Source organism: Streptomyces sp. NPDC014889 (genome assembly GCF_043081205.1).
GTDB lineage: Bacteria > Actinomycetota > Actinomycetes > Streptomycetales > Streptomycetaceae > Streptomyces.
Window position 1 is genome coordinate 169,208 of the sequence record NZ_JBIBWH010000016.1, and the last position, 19,149, is coordinate 188,356.

A 19,149-nucleotide genomic window follows, 5' to 3' on the forward strand; every position below is an offset into this window, starting at 1 on the left:
TCCGCTACGAGCGGCTGAGCCGCCCGGTGCAGCTCATCCCGCGCGAAGTCCCGCTGCCGTGGGACGAGTTCGATCTGCGCGGCCTGCCCGGGGAGCAGCAGGAGGCGCGGCTGCGGGAGCTGACCGCGGCCGCGTCGGAGCGCACCTTCGACCTGGAGCGGCCGCCGCTGCTGCACTTCACGCTGATCCACCACGGCGAGCGCGCCCACCGGCTCGTCATGGCGCACCACCACATCCTGCTGGACGGCTGGTCGGTGGGCCGGCTGATGACGGACCTGTTCACGCTCTACGCCGCCGGGGGCGAGGAGTCGGCGCTGCCGCCGGTGACGCCGTACCGCGACTACCTCGCCTGGCTGGCCGGGCAGGACCGGCCGGCGGCCGAGGAGGCGTGGCGGACGGTGCTGAGCGGCGTCGAGGAGCCGACGCGGCTGGTGTCCGACGACCGGCTGCGCACCCCGGTCGCGCCGGAGCGCCTGCTGGTGGAGGTTCCGGCGGAGCTGAGCCGGGAGCTGACCGCGGCGGCCCGCGGACGGGACCTGACCGTCAACACGGTGTTCCAGGGCGCCTGGGGGCTGGTCCTGAGCCGGCTGACCGGACGCACCGACGTGGTGTTCGGCGGCACCGTCTCCGGACGTCCGGCGGACCTCCCCGGGGTGGAGAACATCGTCGGCCTGTTCATCAACACCCTGCCGGTGCGGCTGCGGCTCGACCCGTCGGAGCCGGTGGGCGGGATGCTGGCCCGGTTCCAGCGGCAGCAGGCCGCCCTGATGTCCCACCAGCATCTGAACCTGCCCGACGTGCACGCCCTGGCCGGGGCGTCCGGGGAGCTGTTCGACACCATCACCGTCACCGAGAACTACCCCTTCGACGAGAAGGGGTTCCGCGAGCTGGCCGGGCTGACGATCGTCGGCGCGCACGGCGCGGACGCCAACCACTACCCGCTCAGCGTGGCCGCCCTGCCCGGCGAGACGCTGCGGATCCGTTTCGGCTACCGGCCGGACGTCTTCCGTCCGGCGGACGTGGAGGCGATCGGCGCCCGGCTGGTGCGGGTGCTGGAGGCGGTGGTGCGCGACCCGGAGTGCCCCGTCGGCCGGCTGGACGTGCTCGGCCCGAAGGAGCGCGAGGAGGTCCTGCTCCGGCGCAACGACACGGGAGGCGAGGGCCCGAGGACCCTGCCGGAGCTGTTCGCGGAGCGGGTCGCCCTGGCCCCGCGGGACCCTGCCGTGGTCTTCGAGGACACCACGCTGTCCTACGCCGAGCTCGACCGACGCGCCAACCGGCTGGCCCACCACCTCGTCTCCGCCGGGGTGGGGCCGGAGCAGTACGTCGCCCTGGCGCTGCCCCGGTGCGCGGACCTCGCCGTCGCCGTGCTCGCCGTCCACAAGGCCGGCGCCGCGTATCTGCCGGTGGACCCCGACTACCCGGCCGACCGCATCGCCTACATGCTCGCCGACGCGCGGCCCGGTGTCGTCCTCACCACCTCCGCCCTCGCCGCCTCCCTGCCGGCCGGCGACCGGCTCCTCGTCGCGCTGGACGATCCGGCCACCGCCGCCCGCGTCGCCGCCGCCCCCGGCGACCACGCCCCCGCCACGAACCCGACGGCCGATCACCCCGCCTATCTGATCTACACCTCCGGTTCCACCGGCAGGCCCAAGGGCGTGGTCGTCACCCACCGCGGCATCGCCTCCCTCGTCGCCGCCCAGACCGAGCGCTTCGAGGTCGGCCCCGGCAGCCGCGTCCTCCAGTTCGCGTCCATCAGCTTCGACGCCGCCTTCTGGGAGCTGGCCATGGGCCTGCTCACCGGTGCGACGCTCGTGCTCGCCCCCTCGGAGCGGCTCCGCCCCGGTCCGCCGCTGGCCGGCCTCGTCGCCGAGCAGGGTGTCACCCACGCCACCATCCCCCCGGCCGCACTCGCCGTCCTCGACCGGGACGCCCTGCCCGAGGGCATCACCCTGGTGGTCGCCGGGGAGGCCACCGCGCCCGAACTCGTCGGCCGCTGGTCCGCGGGCCGCCGCATGATCAACGCCTACGGCCCCTCCGAGACCACGGTGTGCGCCACCATGAGCGCCCCGCTCGCCGGAGAGGTCGTCCCGCCCATCGGCGGCCCCATCACGGGCGCCCGCGTCTACCTCCTGGACTCCGCGCTGCGCCCGGTCCTGCCCGGGGTCCCCGGCGAGCTCTACGTCTCCGGGGCGGGCCTCGCCCGCGGCTACCTCGACCGTGCCGCGCTCACCGCCGAACGCTTCGTCGCCAACCCCTTCGAGAGCCCCGGCGCCCGTATGTACCGCACGGGAGACATCGCCGCCTGGGACCAGGACGGCCAACTCGTCTTCCAGGGGCGCGCCGACACCCAGGTGAAGCTCCACGGCTTCCGCATCGAGCCGGGCGAGATCGAGTCGGTGCTGCTGGCCCAGGACGGCGTCGCCCAGGCCAGTGTGATCGTCCGCGAGGACCGGCCGGGAGACCACCGGCTGGTCGCCTACCTGGTGCCGGAGTCCGGCGCCGCCGCGCCGGCCGTGGCCACCGTGCGCGCCGCCGTCTCGGACGCGCTGCCCGCCCACATGGTGCCCGCGGCGTTCGTGACGCTCGACGAGCTGCCGGTGACGCCCAACGGGAAGCTCGACCGGCGGGCGCTGCCGGCACCGGACTTCTCCGGCGTGGCCTCCGGGCGCACCCCGCGCACCCCGCAGGAGGAGATCCTGTGCGGGCTGTACGCGGAGATCCTCGGCGCGTCCGTCGTCGGCATCGACGACAGCTTCTTCGAGCTCGGCGGCCACTCGCTGCTGGCGACCCGCCTGGTCACCCGGATCCGCTCGGTGTTCGGCGTGCGGCTCTCGCTGCGCAGCCTGTTCGAGTCGCCGACCGTGGCCGCGCTGGCCCAACTGCTCACCTCCGAAGGACCGGTGACCCGGCGGATCGAGCCCGCGCCGCGCCCGGCCGACGTCCCGCTGTCGCTCCAGCAGACCAGGCTGTGGTTCATCAACCGGTTCGAGGGCCCGAGCCCGGCGTACAACGTGCCGATGGCGGCCCGGCTGACCGGCCCGCTGGACGTGGCGGCGCTGCGCGCGGCGCTGGCCGACGTGGCTCGGCGGCACGAGTGCCTGCGCACGGTCTTCCCGGACCGCGACGGCACGCCCTGCCAGGTCGTCGTGGACACCGTCCCCGAGCTGCGGGTGACCGACGTGGAGCCGGCCGGTCTCGACGCGGCGCTGGCCGGGGCCGCGGGCGAGGGCTTCGACCTGACCGCCGAGCCGCCGGTGCGGGCGCGGCTGCTGCGGCTGGGCGACGAGGAGCACGTGCTGCTGGTGGTGATGCACCACATCGTGATGGACGAGTGGTCGGCCGTGCCGTTCGGCCGCGACCTGTCCGCCGCCTACGGCGCGCGAAGCGAGGGCGCTGAGCCGTCGTCCGAGCCGCTGCCCGTGCAGTACGCGGACTTCGCCCTGTGGCAGCGCGAGGTGCTCGGCAGCGAGGACGACCCGGACAGCGCGGTCTCGCGGCAACTGGCCTTCTGGCGCGAGACGCTGGCCGGACTGCCGGACGAGCTGAACCTGCCGGCCGACCGGCCGCGTCCCGCGACCCCCTCCTACCGGGGCGGCACGGTGGGCTTCCGGATCAACCCGGAGGTCCACCAGCGCCTGGTCGCGCTCTCCCGCTCCTGCCAGGCCAGCGTGTTCATGACGTTGCAGGCGGGCCTGTCGGTGCTGCTGCACCGGCTGGGCGCCGGCTCGGACATCCCGCTCGGCACCCCGATCGCCGGGCGCGGCGACGAGTCGCTGGACGATCTGGTCGGCTTCTTCATCAACACCCTGGTGCTGCGCACCGACCTGTCCGGTGACCCCGACTTCCGTGAGCTGCTCGGCCGGGTGCGGGAGGCCGACCTGGCCGCCTACGCCCACCAGGAGGTGCCGTTCGAGCGGCTGGTCGAGGTGCTGAACCCGAGCCGTTCGATGTCCCGGCACCCGCTGTTCCAGGTGATGCTCACCCTGCACAACAACCCGACCGCGCCGTTCCGGCTGCCGGGTGTGCGGGTCGGCACGCAGCGCGTCGACACCGGGGTGTCCAAGTTCGACCTGCTGTTCAGCCTGCGCGAGAGCTACACGGCCGACGGGCGGCCCGGCGGCGTCGAGGGCTTCGTGGAGTACAGCGCGGACCTGTTCGACGAGCCGACCGCGCAGCGGATCGCGGCGGCCTTCGTACGGGTGCTGGAGGGCGTCGTCGCCGAACCGGCCCGCCCGGTGAGCAAGGTCGACGTACTGGACCCGGTCGCCCGCCACGAGCTGCTGGTCGCCCGCAACGCCACCGAGCACCAGGTGCCCGCCGCCCGGCTGCCGGCACTCTTCGAGGCCGGGGTCGCGCAACACCCCGCCGCCACCGCGCTGGTGTGCGGCGACGAGGAGCTGACCTACGCCGAGCTGAACGCGCGGGCCAACCGGCTCGCCCGGCTGCTGATCGGCCGCGGCATCGGCCCCGAGCACATCGTGGGGCTGGCCCTGCCCCGCTCGGTGGACCTGGTCGTGGGTCTGCTCGCCGTGCTCAAGTCCGGCGCGGCCTATCTCCCGGTCGACCCGGAGTACCCGGCCGAGCGGATCGCCTTCATGCTGGCCGACGCCGCTCCCCGGCTGGTGCTGTCCACCACCGGGGTCGCCGGCCGCCTGCCCTCCGGGCCGACGACGGCACTGGACGACCCGGACGTGGTTGCCGAACTGGCCGCGCTGCCGGACACCGACCCCGGCGACGACGAGCGGACCGGGCCGCTGCTGCCGCGGCACCCCGCCTACCTGATCTACACGTCCGGCTCGACCGGCCGCCCCAAGGGCGTGGTGATGCCCGGCGGCGCGCTGGTCAACCTGCTGTCCTGGCACTCCGAGGCCGTCCCCGCCGAACCGGGCGCCCGGACCGCCCAGTTCACCGCGATCAGCTTCGACGTCTCGGCCCAGGAGATCCTGTCGGCCCTGCTCGACGGCAGGACGCTGGTGGTGCCCGACGAGGAGACCCGGCGCGACCCGGCGAGGTTCGCGACCTGGCTGCGGGAGCGGCACGTCACCGAGCTGTACGCGCCCACCATGATGCTGGACGCCCTCGGCGAGGCCGTCGCCGAGCACGGCACCGGCCTGCCCGGCCTGCGGCACATCGCGCAGGCCGGTGAGGCCCTGGTGCTGGGCGACCGGGTGCGCGACCTGTGCGGCGCGGACCCGGGGCGCGTGCTGCACAACCACTACGGCCCCTCCGAGACGCACGTGGTCACCGCGCACACCCTGCCCGCGGACCGGTCGGCCTGGCCACGGACCGGGGCGCCGATCGGACGTCCGGTGTGGAACACCCAGGTGTACGTGCTGGACGCGGCCCTGCGGCCGGTGCCGGACGGAGTGAGCGGCGAACTGTACATCGCGGGCGCGCAGTTGGCCCGCGGCTACCACGACCGTCCGGGCCTGACGGCGGAGCGCTTCACCGCCGACCCGTTCGGGCCGCCCGGCGCCCGGATGTACCGCACCGGCGACCTGGTGCGCTGGAACCGCGACGGTGAACTGGAGTACGCCGGCCGCGCGGACCACCAGGTGAAGATCCGCGGTTTCCGGATCGAGCCGGGCGAGATCGAGGCCGTGCTGCGCACCCACCCCGAGGTGGCGCGGGCCGCCGTGGCCGCCCGGGACGACGGGCGCGGCGGCCGCCGTCTGGTGGGCTACGTGGTGCCGGCGGCCGGCGCGATCGGGCGGGCGGAGCTGCGCGCGCACGTCGCGGCGGCGCTGCCGGACCACATGGTGCCCGGGGCGTTCGTGCTCATGGACGCGTTCCCGCTGACGCCCAGCGGCAAGCTGGACCGGGCCGCGCTGCCGGCTCCCGAGGCCGAGGCGCCCGAGGGGCGTGCCCCGCGCGGCCCGCGGGAGGAGATCCTGTGCGGTCTGTTCGCCGAGGTGCTCGGCGTCGGATCGGTCGGCGTCGACGACGACTTCTTCGCCCTCGGCGGCCACTCGCTGCTGGCGACCAGGCTGGTCGGCCGGATCCGCGGCGCACTGGGCGTGGAACTGGCCGTGCGGGACGTCTTCGAGTCCCCGACCGTGGCGGGCCTGGCGGGCAAGGCGTCCGGCGCGGCGGGCGCGCGCCCCGCGGTCCGCGCGATGCCCCGCACGGACCTCGTCCCGCTGTCGTTCGCGCAGCGCCGGCTGTGGTTCCTCAACCGCCTCGAGGGCCCGAGCTCCACGTACAACCTGCCGCTGGCCGCCCGGCTGAACGGCGCGCTCGACGTCGAGGCGCTGCGCGCCGCGCTCGGTGACGTGGTGGCCCGGCACGAAAGCCTGCGCACCACGTTCCCCGAGGTCGACGGCGTCCCCCGCCAGTCGGTCGCCCCGGCCGGGCAGGCAGTCCCCGAATTCACCGTCACCGAGGCCGACGAGGCCGGTCTGGACGCCGCGCTCGAGGAGGCCGCCTTCCGCGGCTTCGACCTGGCCGGTGAACTGCCCTTGCGGGCACATCTGTTCCGGCTGGGCCCGGACCGCCATGTGCTGCTCCTCGTGATGCACCACATCGCCGGCGACGGTCTGTCCATGGCGCCGATGGCGCGCGACCTGGCCGAGGCGTACGGCGCCCGGCTGGCGGGCCGCGCTCCCGGCTGGGCGCCGCTGCCGGTCCAGTACGCGGACTACACGCTGTGGCAGCGCGAGGTGCTGGGCAGCGAGACCGCACCGGACAGCGAGATCGCGCGGCAACTGGAGTTCTGGCGGGCCTCGTTGACCGGACTTCCGGACGAGCTGCGGCTGCCCGCCGACCGTCCGAGGCCCGCGGTGGCCAGCCACCGGGGCTCCACGGTCCCCTTCGCGGTCCCCGCCGAACTGCACGCGCGGATGGCACGGTTGGCCCGGCGGACCAGGACCAGCCTGTTCATGGTCGGCCAGGCCGCGCTCACCGCGCTGCTGACCCGGCTCGGCGCGGGCACCGACATCCCACTGGGCACCCCGGTCGCAGGCCGCGACGACGAGGCGCTGGACGGCCTGGTCGGCTTCTTCGTCAACACCCTGGTGCTCCGCACCGACACCGGCGGCGACCCGAGCTTCACCGCACTCCTCGACCGGGTCCGGGACGACAACCTCGCTGCCTACGCGCACCAGGAGGTGCCGTTCGAGCGGCTGGTGGAGGTGCTCAACCCCGAACGCTCGCTCGGCCGCCATCCGCTCTTCCAGGTGTGGCTGAACCTGCAGAACACCGCCGACGTCGAGATCGGCCTGCCCGGTCTGGAGATCGGCGCGCAGGGCGTCGGCATCGGCGCCGCCAAGTTCGACCTGGCCTTCAGCCTCCGTGAACGCTACGACGAGCGGGGCGCACCGCTCGGCATGACCGGCCTGGTCGAGTACAGCGACGACCTGTTCGACCCGGAGACCGTCTCGCGCATGGCCGACCGGCTGCTGCGTCTGCTGGACGCCGCGTGCGCCGACCCCGACCTGCCGATCAGCCGGCTCGAGGTGCTTTCTCCTGAGGAGCGGCAGCAGGTCCTGCACGACTTCAACGCGACCGCGCACGACGTGCCGCGGGGCACGATCGCGGAGCTGTTCGGCCGTCAGGTCGCCGCCACGCCGGACTCGGTGGCGATCAGTCACGACGGCACGGAGCTGAGCTACGCGCGTCTGGACGCCGAGTCCAACCGCCTCGCGCATCTGCTGGTCCGCGGGGGCATCGGCCCGGAGGACGTGGTGGCGGTCGCCCTGCCGCGCACGCCGCGGCTGGTGGTCGCCCTGCTGGCGGTGCTCAAGGCCGGTGCCGTCCACCTGCCGGTGGACCCTGCCTATCCGGCCGAGCGGATCGCCTTCATGCTCGCCGACGCCGGTCCCGCCGCACTGCTGACCGAGGGACCGGCCGCCACCGGGCTGCCCGAGTCGGACGTACCGCGGGTGCTGCTGGACGACGCCGGTGTGCGCGCCGAGCTGGCCGCGCTGCCGGACACCGTGCCGGACACCAGCCGTACGGCGTCCCCCGCCAACGCGGCCTACATGATCTACACCTCCGGTTCCACCGGCACGCCCAAGGGTGTGGTGGTCACCCACGAGGGCATCGGCGGATTCGGCGCCATCCGCGAGCAGTTCGGCCTCGGCGCGAGCAGCCGGATGCTCCAGTTCGCCTCCTCCAGCTTCGACGCCGCCATCTGGGAGGTGCTCGCCCCGCTGCTGGTCGGCGGTGTCCTGGTGATGGCCCCCGCCGACGACCTGGCGGTCGGCGAGCCGCTGACCGCGCTGCTGGCCCGCGAGCGCGTCACGCACGCCAACATCCCGCCGGCCGCGCTCGCCGTGCTGCCGCAGGGCGCGCTCCCGGACGGCATGAACGTGATCGTCGCGGGGGAGGCCTCCGCGCCCGACCTGATCGCCCGCTGGGCACGGGGCCGCCGGCTGCTCAACGCCTACGGCCCGACCGAGGCGACCGTGTGCGCCACCGTCAGCGGACCGCTCACCGCGGGCGTCAAGGCGCCGATCGGCCGCCCGCTGTGGAACGTCCGGGTGCTGGTCCTCGACGAGGCGCTGCGGCCGGTCCCGGTCGGCACGCCCGGCGAGGCCTACCTGGCCGGCGCCGGTCTGGCCCGCGGTTACGCCGGCCGGCCGGGACTGACCGCCGAGCGGTTCACGGCCGACCCGTACGGCCCCGCCGGCTCCCGGATGTACCGGACCGGCGACCTGGTGCGGTGGCTGCCGGACGGCGACCTGGAGTTCGTCGGACGCGCCGACGACCAGGTCAAGATCCGCGGTTTCCGGATCGAGCCGGGCGAGATCGAGTCGCTGCTCGCCGCCCACGGCGACGTCGCGCAGGCCGCCGTGCTCGCCCGGGAGGACGAGCCCGGCGAGCGGCGCCTGGTCGCCTATGTGGTCGCCGTGGAGGGCCGTAGCGCACCCTCGGCGGCGGCGCTGCGGGAGCATGTGGCCGCGCGGCTGCCGGAGTACATGGTGCCGTCGGCCTTCATGGTGCTCCCGGCGCTGCCGTTGACTCCCAACGGGAAGATCGACCGCAGGGCGCTGCCCGCGCCGGAGCCCACCGGCCCGTCCGGCGGCCGTGCCCCGCGCAACGCGACCGAGGCCGGGCTGCGCCGGATCTTCGCCGAGGTGCTGGGCGACGAGAACATCGACGTCGAGGCGAACTTCTTCGAGCTCGGCGGGCATTCGCTGCAGGCGACCAAGCTGGTCAGCCGGATCCGCAGCGAGTTCGCCGCCGAACTGCCGCTGCGCGACTTCTTCGAGAACCCCACGGTGGCCGGCCTGGCCGTGCTGCTCGGCGGGGCCGGGGACGCCCGGCGGACCGTGCTGCCGCAGCCGCGGCCCGAGCACGTCCCGCTGTCGTTCGCGCAGCGCCGGCTGTGGTTCCTCAACCGCCTGGAAGGCCCGAGCCCCACCTACAACATCCCGCTGTCCATGCGGCTCACCGGCCCCCTCGACGTGGAGGCGTTGCAGTCCGCGATCGGTGACGTGGTGGCCCGGCACGAGAGCCTGCGCACCACGTTCCCCGAGTCCGACGGCACCCCCCGCCAGGAGATCCTCGACCCCGGGACGGCGACACCCCGGCTGCGGATCGCCGAGGTGGCACCGGAGGAACTGGACGCCGCGGTCGCCGGGGCGGTCGCTCACGGCTTCGACCTGGCCGCCGAACTGCCGGTGCGCACCCACCTGTTCACCGTGGGACCGCGCGACCACGTGCTCGTCTTCCTGGTCCACCACATCAGTTGCGACGGCTGGTCGCTGGGCCCGCTGCTGCGCGACCTGTCCGACGCCTACCGGGCACGGACGGCCGGGCGGGCGCCGCAGTGGACGCCGCTCACCGTGCAGTACGCCGACTACGCCCTCTGGCAGCGCGACGTGCTGGGCAGCGAGGACGACCAGGACTCGCGGCTGGCGGCGGAGCTGGGCTACTGGCGCGAGCACCTGGCGGGGATGCCGGAGGAGCTGGCGCTGCCGACCGACCTGCCGCGCCCGGCCCGGCCCAGCCACCAGGGCGGCCTGGTCCGGCTGCGGCTGGAGCCCCCGGTGCACCGTGCGCTGGTGGAGCTGGCGAAGTCCGCCGGGGCCAGCCCCTTCATGGTCCTGCAGGCCGCGCTCGCCGCACTGCTCGACCGGATCGGCGCGGGCAGCGACATCCCGCTCGGGACCACGGTCGCCGGACGCACCGACGACGCCCTGGACGAGCTGGTCGGCTTCTTCGTCAACACCCTCGTGCTGCGCACCGACACCAGCGGCGACCCGAGCTTCCGGGCTCTGGTGGAGCGGGTGCGGCGCACCGACGTCGCCGCCTTCGAGAACCAGAACGTGCCCTTCGAACGGCTCGTCGAGGTGCTGTCCCCCACGCGTTCGATGTCCCGGCATCCGCTGCTCCAGGTCATGCTCAACCTGCTGAACACCCCGCCCGCCGCGCTGAGCCTCGGCGACGGCCTGACCATCGCCCAGCAGCCCCACGGCCTGCGGGTGGCCAAGTTCGACCTGGCGTTCAACCTGGCCGAGACGGAGGACGCGGACGGCCGGCCCGACGGCATCGTGGGTGTGGTCGAGTACAGCACCGACCTGTTCACCGAGGGCACCGCCCAGTCGCTGGCGGACCGGCTGGTCGCCCTGCTGGAGCGGCTGCTGGCCGAGCCTGACCGGCCGATCGGGGAGCACGACCTGCTCACCGCAGGCGAGCGGGAGCTGCTGCTCGGTCCCTGGCGCGGCACCGAGCCCGAGGCGCCCGCGGGCACCCTTGCGCAGCTGTTCGAGGCGCAGGCGGCACGTACCCCGCACGCGACCGCCCTGTGGTGCGAGGGCGAGCGGACCAGCTACGCGGAGCTGAACCAGCGGGCCAACCGGCTGGCCCACGAGCTGATCGCCCGTGGGGTCGCCCCGGGCCGGATCGTCGCGGCCGCCGTCCCGCGCTCCCCGCTCCAGGTCGCCGCGTTCCTGGCGGTGGCCAAGGCGGGCGCCGTCCACCTGCCGGTGGATCCGGAGTACCCGGCCGAGCGCGTCGCGTTCATGCTCGCCGACGCGGCACCGGCCGCCCTGCTCGCCACCGAGGCGTCCCACGGCCTGCTGCCCGGCGCACCGGCCGTGCCGGCCTGGGTCCTGGACGAGCCGGGGTTCGCGGCCTCGGTGGCCGCGCGCCCGGCGACGGACCCGCCGGCGGCGGCAGCCGCCGACAGCCCCGCGTACGTCGTCTACACCTCCGGGTCGACCGGCCGGCCCAAGGGCGTGCTGGTCGGGCACACCGGTCTGGCGTCGTTCGTGCACAGCCACGTCGAACGGCTGGGCCTGGACGGCGGAAGCCGGGTGCTCCAGGTGGTGTCGACCAACTTCGACGTGTCGGTCGGCGATCTGGCGATGACCCTGCTGTCCGGGGCCACGCTCGCCCTTCCGGGCACGGGCCGCGAACTGGTCGGTGAGGGCCTGGCCGACGTCATCGAAGCGGCCGAGGCCACTCATGTCATGCTGCCGGCCCCGCTGTTGGGCACCCTGCCGGAGCGCGAGCTGCCCAGCCTGCGCTGTGTCGTCTCCGGCGGGGAGGCGCTCTCGCCGGGCCTGCTGGCCCGCTGGTCGGCCGGACGCACCGTCGTCAACGCCTACGGCCCGACCGAGACCACCATCGCCGCCACGCTCAGCGGCCCGCTGTCCGGCGACGCGACGCCGCCGATCGGCCGCCCCGTCGCGGGCACCCGCGTGGCGGTCCTCGACGAGCGGCTGCGGCCGGTGCCGGTGGGCGTCGCCGGCGAACTCTGCATCGCCGGTTCCGGAGTGGCCCTGGGCTACCTGGGCCGCCCGGCGCTGACCGCGGAGAGGTTCGTGGCCGACCCGTTCGGTCCGGCCGGCTCCCGGATGTACCGGACCGGCGACCTCGTACGGTGGAACCGCGACGGTGAGCTGGAGTTCGTCGGCCGCTCCGACCAGCAGGTCAAGATCCGGGGCTTCCGGATCGAACCCGGCGAGATCGAGACCGTACTGCTCGCCCGGCCCGGACTCGCCCAGGCCGCGGTGATCGTACGAGAGGACCGGCCGGGCCTCAGGCAGCTCGTCGCCTACGTGGTCCCGGACGAGGGCGCACGGCCACCGGAGCCCGCCGTGCTGCGCAAGGACGTCGCGGCCGCGCTGCCGGACTACATGGTCCCCGCCGCCTTCACCGTCCTGGACGCGCTGCCGCTCACCGCGAACGGCAAGCTGGACCGCGCCGCGCTGCCCGCGCCCGACTTCGGCGGCGAGCCCGGCCGCGGCCCGGCCACCGAGCGGGAGGCCGCCCTGTGCCGGATCTTCGCCGAACTGCTCGGCCGGGAGACGGTCGGGGCCGACGACGGCTTCTTCGACCTCGGCGGCGACAGCATCGTCTCCATCCAACTGGTCAGCCGGGCCCGGACGGCCGGGATCGAACTGACGGTGGCGGACGTGTTCGAGCACCGCACCCCCGCGGCGCTCGCCCGGATCGCCGAGGCCGCGACCGAGCCCCTCACCGAGGAAGCGGACGCGGGCATCGGAGAACTGCCGCTGACCCCGATCATGCACTGGTGGCGGGAGCACGGAGGCCCGATCGACGGCTTCCACCAGGCGATGACGGTCCGGACGCCCGCCGCGCTCGACCTGCCCGGACTGACCGCCGCCGTACAGGCCGTGCTCGACCGGCACGACGCGCTGCGGCTCCGGCTCACCAGGAACGGCGCCGAGGACTGGCGGACCGAGGTACGCCCCCGAGGCGAGGTGCGCGCCGAACTCCTCGTGGACCGCGTGGACTTCGCGGACGCAGCCGCCTCCGGCGACGAAGAGGCGCAGCGCGACCTGCTCGTGGAGCACGGCCGGGCGGCCGCGCGGCGGCTCACCCCGGAGTCGGGCTCGCTGGTGCGGGCGGTCTGGTTCGACGCCGGCACCGGCCGGCCGGGACTGCTGCTGCTGGCCGTGCACCACCTGGTGGTGGACGGCGTGTCCTGGCGGATCCTGCTGCCGGACCTGGCCGCCGCCTGGTCCCAGGTGGCGGCCGGCCGGGAGCCGGAGCTGGAGGCGGTGCCCACCTCGCTGCGCACCTGGGCCGGACGGCTGGCCCAGGAGGCGGGCAGCACGCACCGGGTCGAGGAACTGCCGCTGTGGCGGGCCGCGTTGAGCGGTCCCGACCCGCTGCTGGGCGCCCGGCCGCTGGAGCGGGAGCGGGACGTGTTCGGCACGGCGCGCAGCCTGCGCCTCACCCTGCCCGCGGAGGTGGCCGAGCCGCTGCTGACGAGCGTGCCGGCCGCCTTCGACGCCGGGATCAAGGACGTGCTCCTCACCGCCTACACGGTGGCCGTCGCCTCCTGGCGGGCCCGGCGCCGCCCGACCCGGGGCAACGCGGTGCTGGTCGAGATGGAGGGGCACGGCCGCGAGCCGGTGGTCAGGGGCGCCGACCTCGGCCGTACCGTCGGCTGGTTCACCAGTTCCTTCCCGGTGCGTCTCAACCCCGGGCAGGTGGACTGGAACGACTTCTGGGGCGGCGGCGAGGCGGTGGACGCCGTGCTCGCCAAGGTGCGCGCCCAGCTCGCCGAACTGCCCGACGGCGGCATCGGCTACGGGCTGCTGCGCTACCTCAACGAGCGCACGGGGCCGCAACTGGCCGCCCTGCGCACGCCGCAGCTCGGGTTCAACTATCTGGGCCGGTTCACCGCGGGCGGCGGTGACGCCCCGGCCCAGGACTGGAGCCCGCCGCCCGGCCTGGCCGGGCTGACCGGCGGCGGCGACGCCGCCATGCCCATGGCGCACAGCCTGGATCTCAACGCCCAGACCGAGGACCGTCCCGACGGCCCGCGGCTGGTCGCCGCCTGGGCGTGGCCCGACGGGATGTTCGACGAGGCGGACGTACGGGACCTGGCCGAGGCCTGGTTCCGGGCGCTGACGTCCATGGTGGACCGCGCCCGCGCCCTGACGGCGGCGCCCGCCCGGCCGGGCACGCCCACCCTGGTCCCGGTGGACCAGCAGGAACTGGACGAGTTCGAGAACGAACTGGACGACGAGGGGTTGTCATGGTGAACCAGTCGCGTATCGAGGATCTCCTGCCCTTGTCGCCCTTGCAGGAAGGGCTGCTGTTCCACTCCCAGTACGCGCAGGACGACGAGAGCGCCCTCGACGTCTACACGGTGCAGATCGCGGTGGACCTGGACGGGACCGTGGACACCGGCCGGCTCCGGGACGCGGCCACCTGGCTGCTGCGCCGGCACGCCAACCTGCGGGTCGGCTTCCGCCGCCGCAAGAACGGCGATCCGGTGCAGGTGGTGTACCGCAGCGTCGAGCTGCCCTGGTCCGAGACCGACCTCACCGACGGTCCGGCGGACCGGCAGGAGGAACGGCTCGCCGAGCTGATGGCCGCCGACCGGGTGCGCCCGTTCGACCTGAGGCGTGCGCCGCTGCTGCGCTTCACCCTGATCCGGCTGGGCGAGAACCGCTGCCGGTTCCTGATGACCAACCACCACATCCTGCTCGACGGCTGGTCGGGGCCGCTGCTGATGCGCGAGCTGTTCGCGCTCTACTCCGGCGATGCGCTGCCGCCGGTGACGCCCTACCGCGACTACCTGACCTGGCTGGGACGGCAGGACCGGCGGGCCGCCCTCGCCGCCTGGCGCGACGCGCTCGGCGACGTCTCGGAGCCCACCCTGGTCGCGCCGGACGCCGAGCGCGGCGCGGTGGTCCCGCAGGACCTGCTGGTCACGCTGCCGGAGGAGCTGAGCAGCGGGCTGGCCGAGACGGCCAGGCGCTGCGGTGTCACGCTGAACACCGTCGTGCAGGCGGCCTGGGGCGTGCTGCTGGGCAAGCTGACCGGACGCGACGACGTCGTCTTCGGCGGCACCGTCTCCGGCCGGCCGTCGGCGGTCCCCGGCGTGGAGAACATGGTCGGCTCGTTCATCAACACCCTGCCGGTACGGGTCTCCGCGCGGCCGGCCGAGTCCTGGACGGGGCTGCTCCAGCGGCAGCAGCGGCGGCAGGTGGACCTGCTGGACCACCACCACCTCACACTCGCCGACGCCCAGGCGCAGTCCGGGGTGACCGGCGAACTGTTCGACACCCTGGTCGTGTTCGAGAACTACCCGGTGGAGGCCGACGGGCTCGGCGAACTCGCCGAGGGCCTGCGGATCACCGGCGCGGTCGGCCAGGACGCGACCCACTACCCGCTGAGCCTGTTCCCGGCGCCCGGCCGGCGCATGCGGATCCGGCTCGGCTACCGCCCGGACCTGTTCGACCGGGAGCGCGCGCAGGGCATCCTGGACGCGCTGGTCGGCATCCTCACCCTGATCCACGCCGACCCCGAGGCCCCCGTGGGCCGGGTCCAGGCCCTGCCGCCGGCCGAACGCCGCCTGCTGCTGACGGAGTGGAACGACACCACGGTGCCCGTGGGCGCCGAATCCGTCGTCGACGCCTTCCAGCGGCACACGGCGCTCACCCCGGACGCCGTCGCCGTGATCGACGCCGACGGCGAGGTCTCCTACCGGGAGCTGGACCGGCGCGCCAACCGGCTCGCCCGCCACCTCGCGGCGGCGGGCGTCGGACCGGAGTCATGGGTCGCCGTGGCCCTGCCGCGCGGGGCCGCGCTGCTGACGGCGCTGCTCGCGGTCCTGAAGACGGGCGGCGCCTACGTCCCCCTGGACCCGGAGTACCCGGCCGAGCGGATCGGCTACATCCTCGACGACGCACGCCCCTGCGCGCTGCTCACCGACTCCTCCGTGACCGGCCTGCCCGATGTCCCCGGGGTGCGGCGCGTCGTACTGGACGAGAGCGCGGTCGCCGACGCCCTCGCGCAGCTTCCCGGCACCGGACTGACCGACGCCGACCTGACCGCGCCGGTCCGCCCGGCCCACCCGGCCTACGCGATCTACACCTCCGGCTCCACCGGCCGCCCCAAGGGCGTCGTGGTCTCCCGCGCCAACATCGCCAACCTGGTCGCCGACATGCGCGCCAGGTTCAGCGTCGACGGGGCCGACCGGCTGGTCGCGGTCACCACCGTCGCGTTCGACATCGCCGCGCTGGAACTGTTCGTGCCGCTGAGCGCGGGCGCCACCGTGGTCATCGCCTCCCGCGACCAGGTGCTCGACCCGCCGGCGCTCGGCCGGCTGATCACCGGCACCGGCGCCACGCTCATGCAGGCGACCCCCACCCTGTGGCAGGCCCTGGTCTCGGAGCGGCCGATGGCGCTGGCCGGACTGCGGGTCCTGGTCGGCGGCGAACCCCTGCCCGCCGGCCTGGCCACCCGGCTGCTCGCGCTGGCCGCCGAGGTCACCAACGTCTACGGTCCGACCGAGACCACGGTCTGGTCCACCTCGGCCCTGCTGGGCGACCGGCCGGGGCTTCCGCCGATCGGCCGCCCGATCGCCAACACCCGCGTCTACGTGCTGGATTCGGCCCTGTCCCCCACCCCGGTCGGTGTCCCGGGCGACCTGTACCTGGCGGGCGACGGCGTGGCCCGCGGCTACGCGGGCCGGGCCGGTCTGACGGCCGAGCGGTTCACGGCCGACCCGTTCGGCGCGCCGGGCTCCCGCATGTACCGCACCGGCGACGTGGCGCGCTGGTCGGACGACGGCCAGCTTGAGTTCGTCGGCCGGGTGGACGACCAGGTGAAGATCCGCGGCTTCCGGGTCGAACCCGGCGAGATCGAGGCGGTCCTGGCCGAGCACGAGGACGTCTCCCAGGCCACCGTGGTCGCCCGGTCCGACGAGTCGGGCGAGCACCGCCTGGTCGCCTATCTGGTACCGGTCTCCGGCCGGTCGGTGCCCGCGGTGGACGCGCTGCGCGCCCACGCGGCGACCCGGCTTCCCGACTACATGCTGCCGGCCGTCTTCGTGCCGCTGGACGCGCTGCCGCTGACCCCCAACGGAAAGGTGGACCGCAAGGCGCTGCCCGCCCCCGACTTCGCCGCGCTGGTCACCCGCCAGGGCCCGCGCACCCCGCAGGAGGAGATCCTGTGCGGACTGTTCGCTGAGATGCTCAACCTGACGTCGGTCGGCGTCCACGACAACTTCTTCGAGCTGGGCGGCCACTCGCTGCACGCGACGCGTGTGGTCAGCCGGATCCGGTCGGTCTTCGAGGTCGAACTGCCGCTGCGGGAGCTGTGGGAGGCGCCCACGGTCGCCGAACTGGTCGGCCGGATAGGCGGCGCGGCCGGCGCCCGCGCCCCCCTGCGGCCGTGGGAACGGCCGACGGAGATCCCCCTGTCCTACGCACAGCGCCGGCTGTGGTTCATGAACCGCTTCGAGCAGGCCAGCACCGCCCACAACATCGTCCTCGCGGTGCAGATCAGCGGGCCGCTCGACGTCGACGCGTTGCGCACCGCCGTACGGGACGTGGTCGCCCGGCACGAGAGCCTGCGCACCGTCTTCCCTGACCGGGACGGGGAGCCGCGCCAGGACATCCTTCCCCCGGACCGTGGCTGCGAGTTGGCCGTCGTGCGGACCACCGCAAAGGACCTGGACACCGCCATCGCGGCGGCCTCGGCGCAGAGCTTCGACCTGGCCGTGGAAACCCCGCTGCGGGTCACCCTGTTCGAGACCGGACCGGAGTCCCACGTCCTGCTGACCGTGCTGCACCACATCGCCGGGGACGGCTGGTCGCTCGACCCGTTCTCGGCCGACCTGGCACGCGCCTACACCTCCCGCGCCGCAGGCACGGCGCCCGACTGGCAGCCGCTGCCGGTGCAGTACGCCGACTACACCATGTGGAACTACGGGATCCTGGGCTCCGAGGACGACCAGGACAGCCTGATCCACCGGCAACTCGCCTTCTGGAAAGAGACGTTGAGCGGCCTGCCGGACGAGCTGCGGCTGCCCACCGACCGGCCGCGGCCTGCCGAGGCCGACTACCGGGCCGACTCGGTGCTGCTCCACCTGCCGGCCGGGCTGCACCGCGATCTGGCCGCGCTGGCCCGGCAGACCGGCACCACGCTGTTCATGGTGCTCCAGGCGGGCCTGGCCTCGCTGCTCTCGGTGCTGGGCTCGACGTCCGACGTGGTGCTGGGCAGCCCGATCGCGGGCCGCACGGACGACGCTCTTGAGCGGGTCGTCGGCTTCTTCATCAACACGCTGGTGCTGCGCACCGACCTGTCCGGCGACCCGACCTTCACCGAGCTGCTGGGCCGTGTGCGTGAGGCGGACCTCGCGGCCTACGCCCACCAGGACGTGCCGTTCGAGCGGCTGGTCGAGGTGCTCAACCCGGAGCGCTCACTGGCACGCCACCCGCTCTTCCAGGTCTCGCTGGCGCTGCAGAACACGCCGGAGAGCAGCATGGGCCTGTCGGGCCTGAACTGCACCGTGCGCCAAGTGCCCGTCAAGTCGACCCAGTTCGACCTCTCCCTCAGCTTCAACGAGAGCATCGACCGCGCGGGCGAACTCCAGGGGATCAACGGCCTCGTGGAGTTCCGCCTCGACCTGTTCGACCGCTCGACCGTCGAGGAGCTGGGCGAGCGGCTGGTGCGCTTCCTGGAAGCGGTCGTAGCCGACCCGGAACTCCCGGTGCGGGCCGTCGACGTGCTCTCGGCGCCCGAGCGGCGGCAGTTGCTGCACGACTGGAACGACACGGCGCGTGGTGATGTGGTGCCGGTGACGTTCCCGGAGTTGTTCGGCGCGACCGTGGAACGGCACCCGGACGCGGTGGCGCTGGTGCACGGCGAGGAGTCCCTGTCGTACCGGGAGACGGACGAACGCGCCAACCGGCTCGCCCGCGTCCTCATCGACGCCGGAGCCGGCCCCGAGCGCCTGGTCGCCCTCCTCCTGCCCCGCTCGGTCGACATGGTCGTGGCCCAACTCGCCGTCCTCAAAGCAGGCAGCGCCTACCTCCCCATCGACCCCGACTACCCGGCCGAACGCATCCAGTACATCCTCAACGACGCCGCACCCACGCTCATCCTCTCCACCCAGGACACCACCGAACGCCTCACCGACATAGGCGGCGACGCACGCCGGCTGACCCTCGACACCGACATCGACCCCGACACGGACGGATCCCCGCTCAGCACTCCCGCTCTGCGACCCGACCACCCCGCCTACGTCATCTACACCTCAGGCTCCACCGGCCGCCCCAAGGGCGTCCTCGTCTCCCACCGAGGCCTCGCCGCCTTCGCCACCTCCTGCGTCGAACGCTTCACCGTCCAGGCCGACTCACGCGTCCTGCTGTTCTCCTCACCCAGCTTCGACGCCTCCGTACTCGAACTGTGCACGGCCATCACCGC

Annotated in this window: 2 protein-coding genes (1 of these 2 running past the window's edge); both read left to right on the forward strand. The window is 74.2% G+C overall.

Features of this window, described 5'->3' with window-relative positions; genetic code table 11:
* Nucleotides 1-13,970, forward strand: the 3' portion of a protein-coding gene (locus tag ACF09J_RS29325; RefSeq protein ID WP_392308455.1) for an amino acid adenylation domain-containing protein. Its footprint begins 202 nt before the window's first position; 13,970 of the gene's 14,172 nt are visible here — the last part of the coding sequence; its start codon lies beyond the left edge, outside the window; it ends in the stop codon at nucleotides 13,968-13,970.
* Nucleotides 13,964-19,149 (forward strand): amino acid adenylation domain-containing protein (locus ACF09J_RS29330; RefSeq protein WP_392308456.1); only part of this gene is annotated, 5,186 nt, incomplete at its 3' end. The genes ACF09J_RS29325 and ACF09J_RS29330, both read left to right, overlap by 7 nt.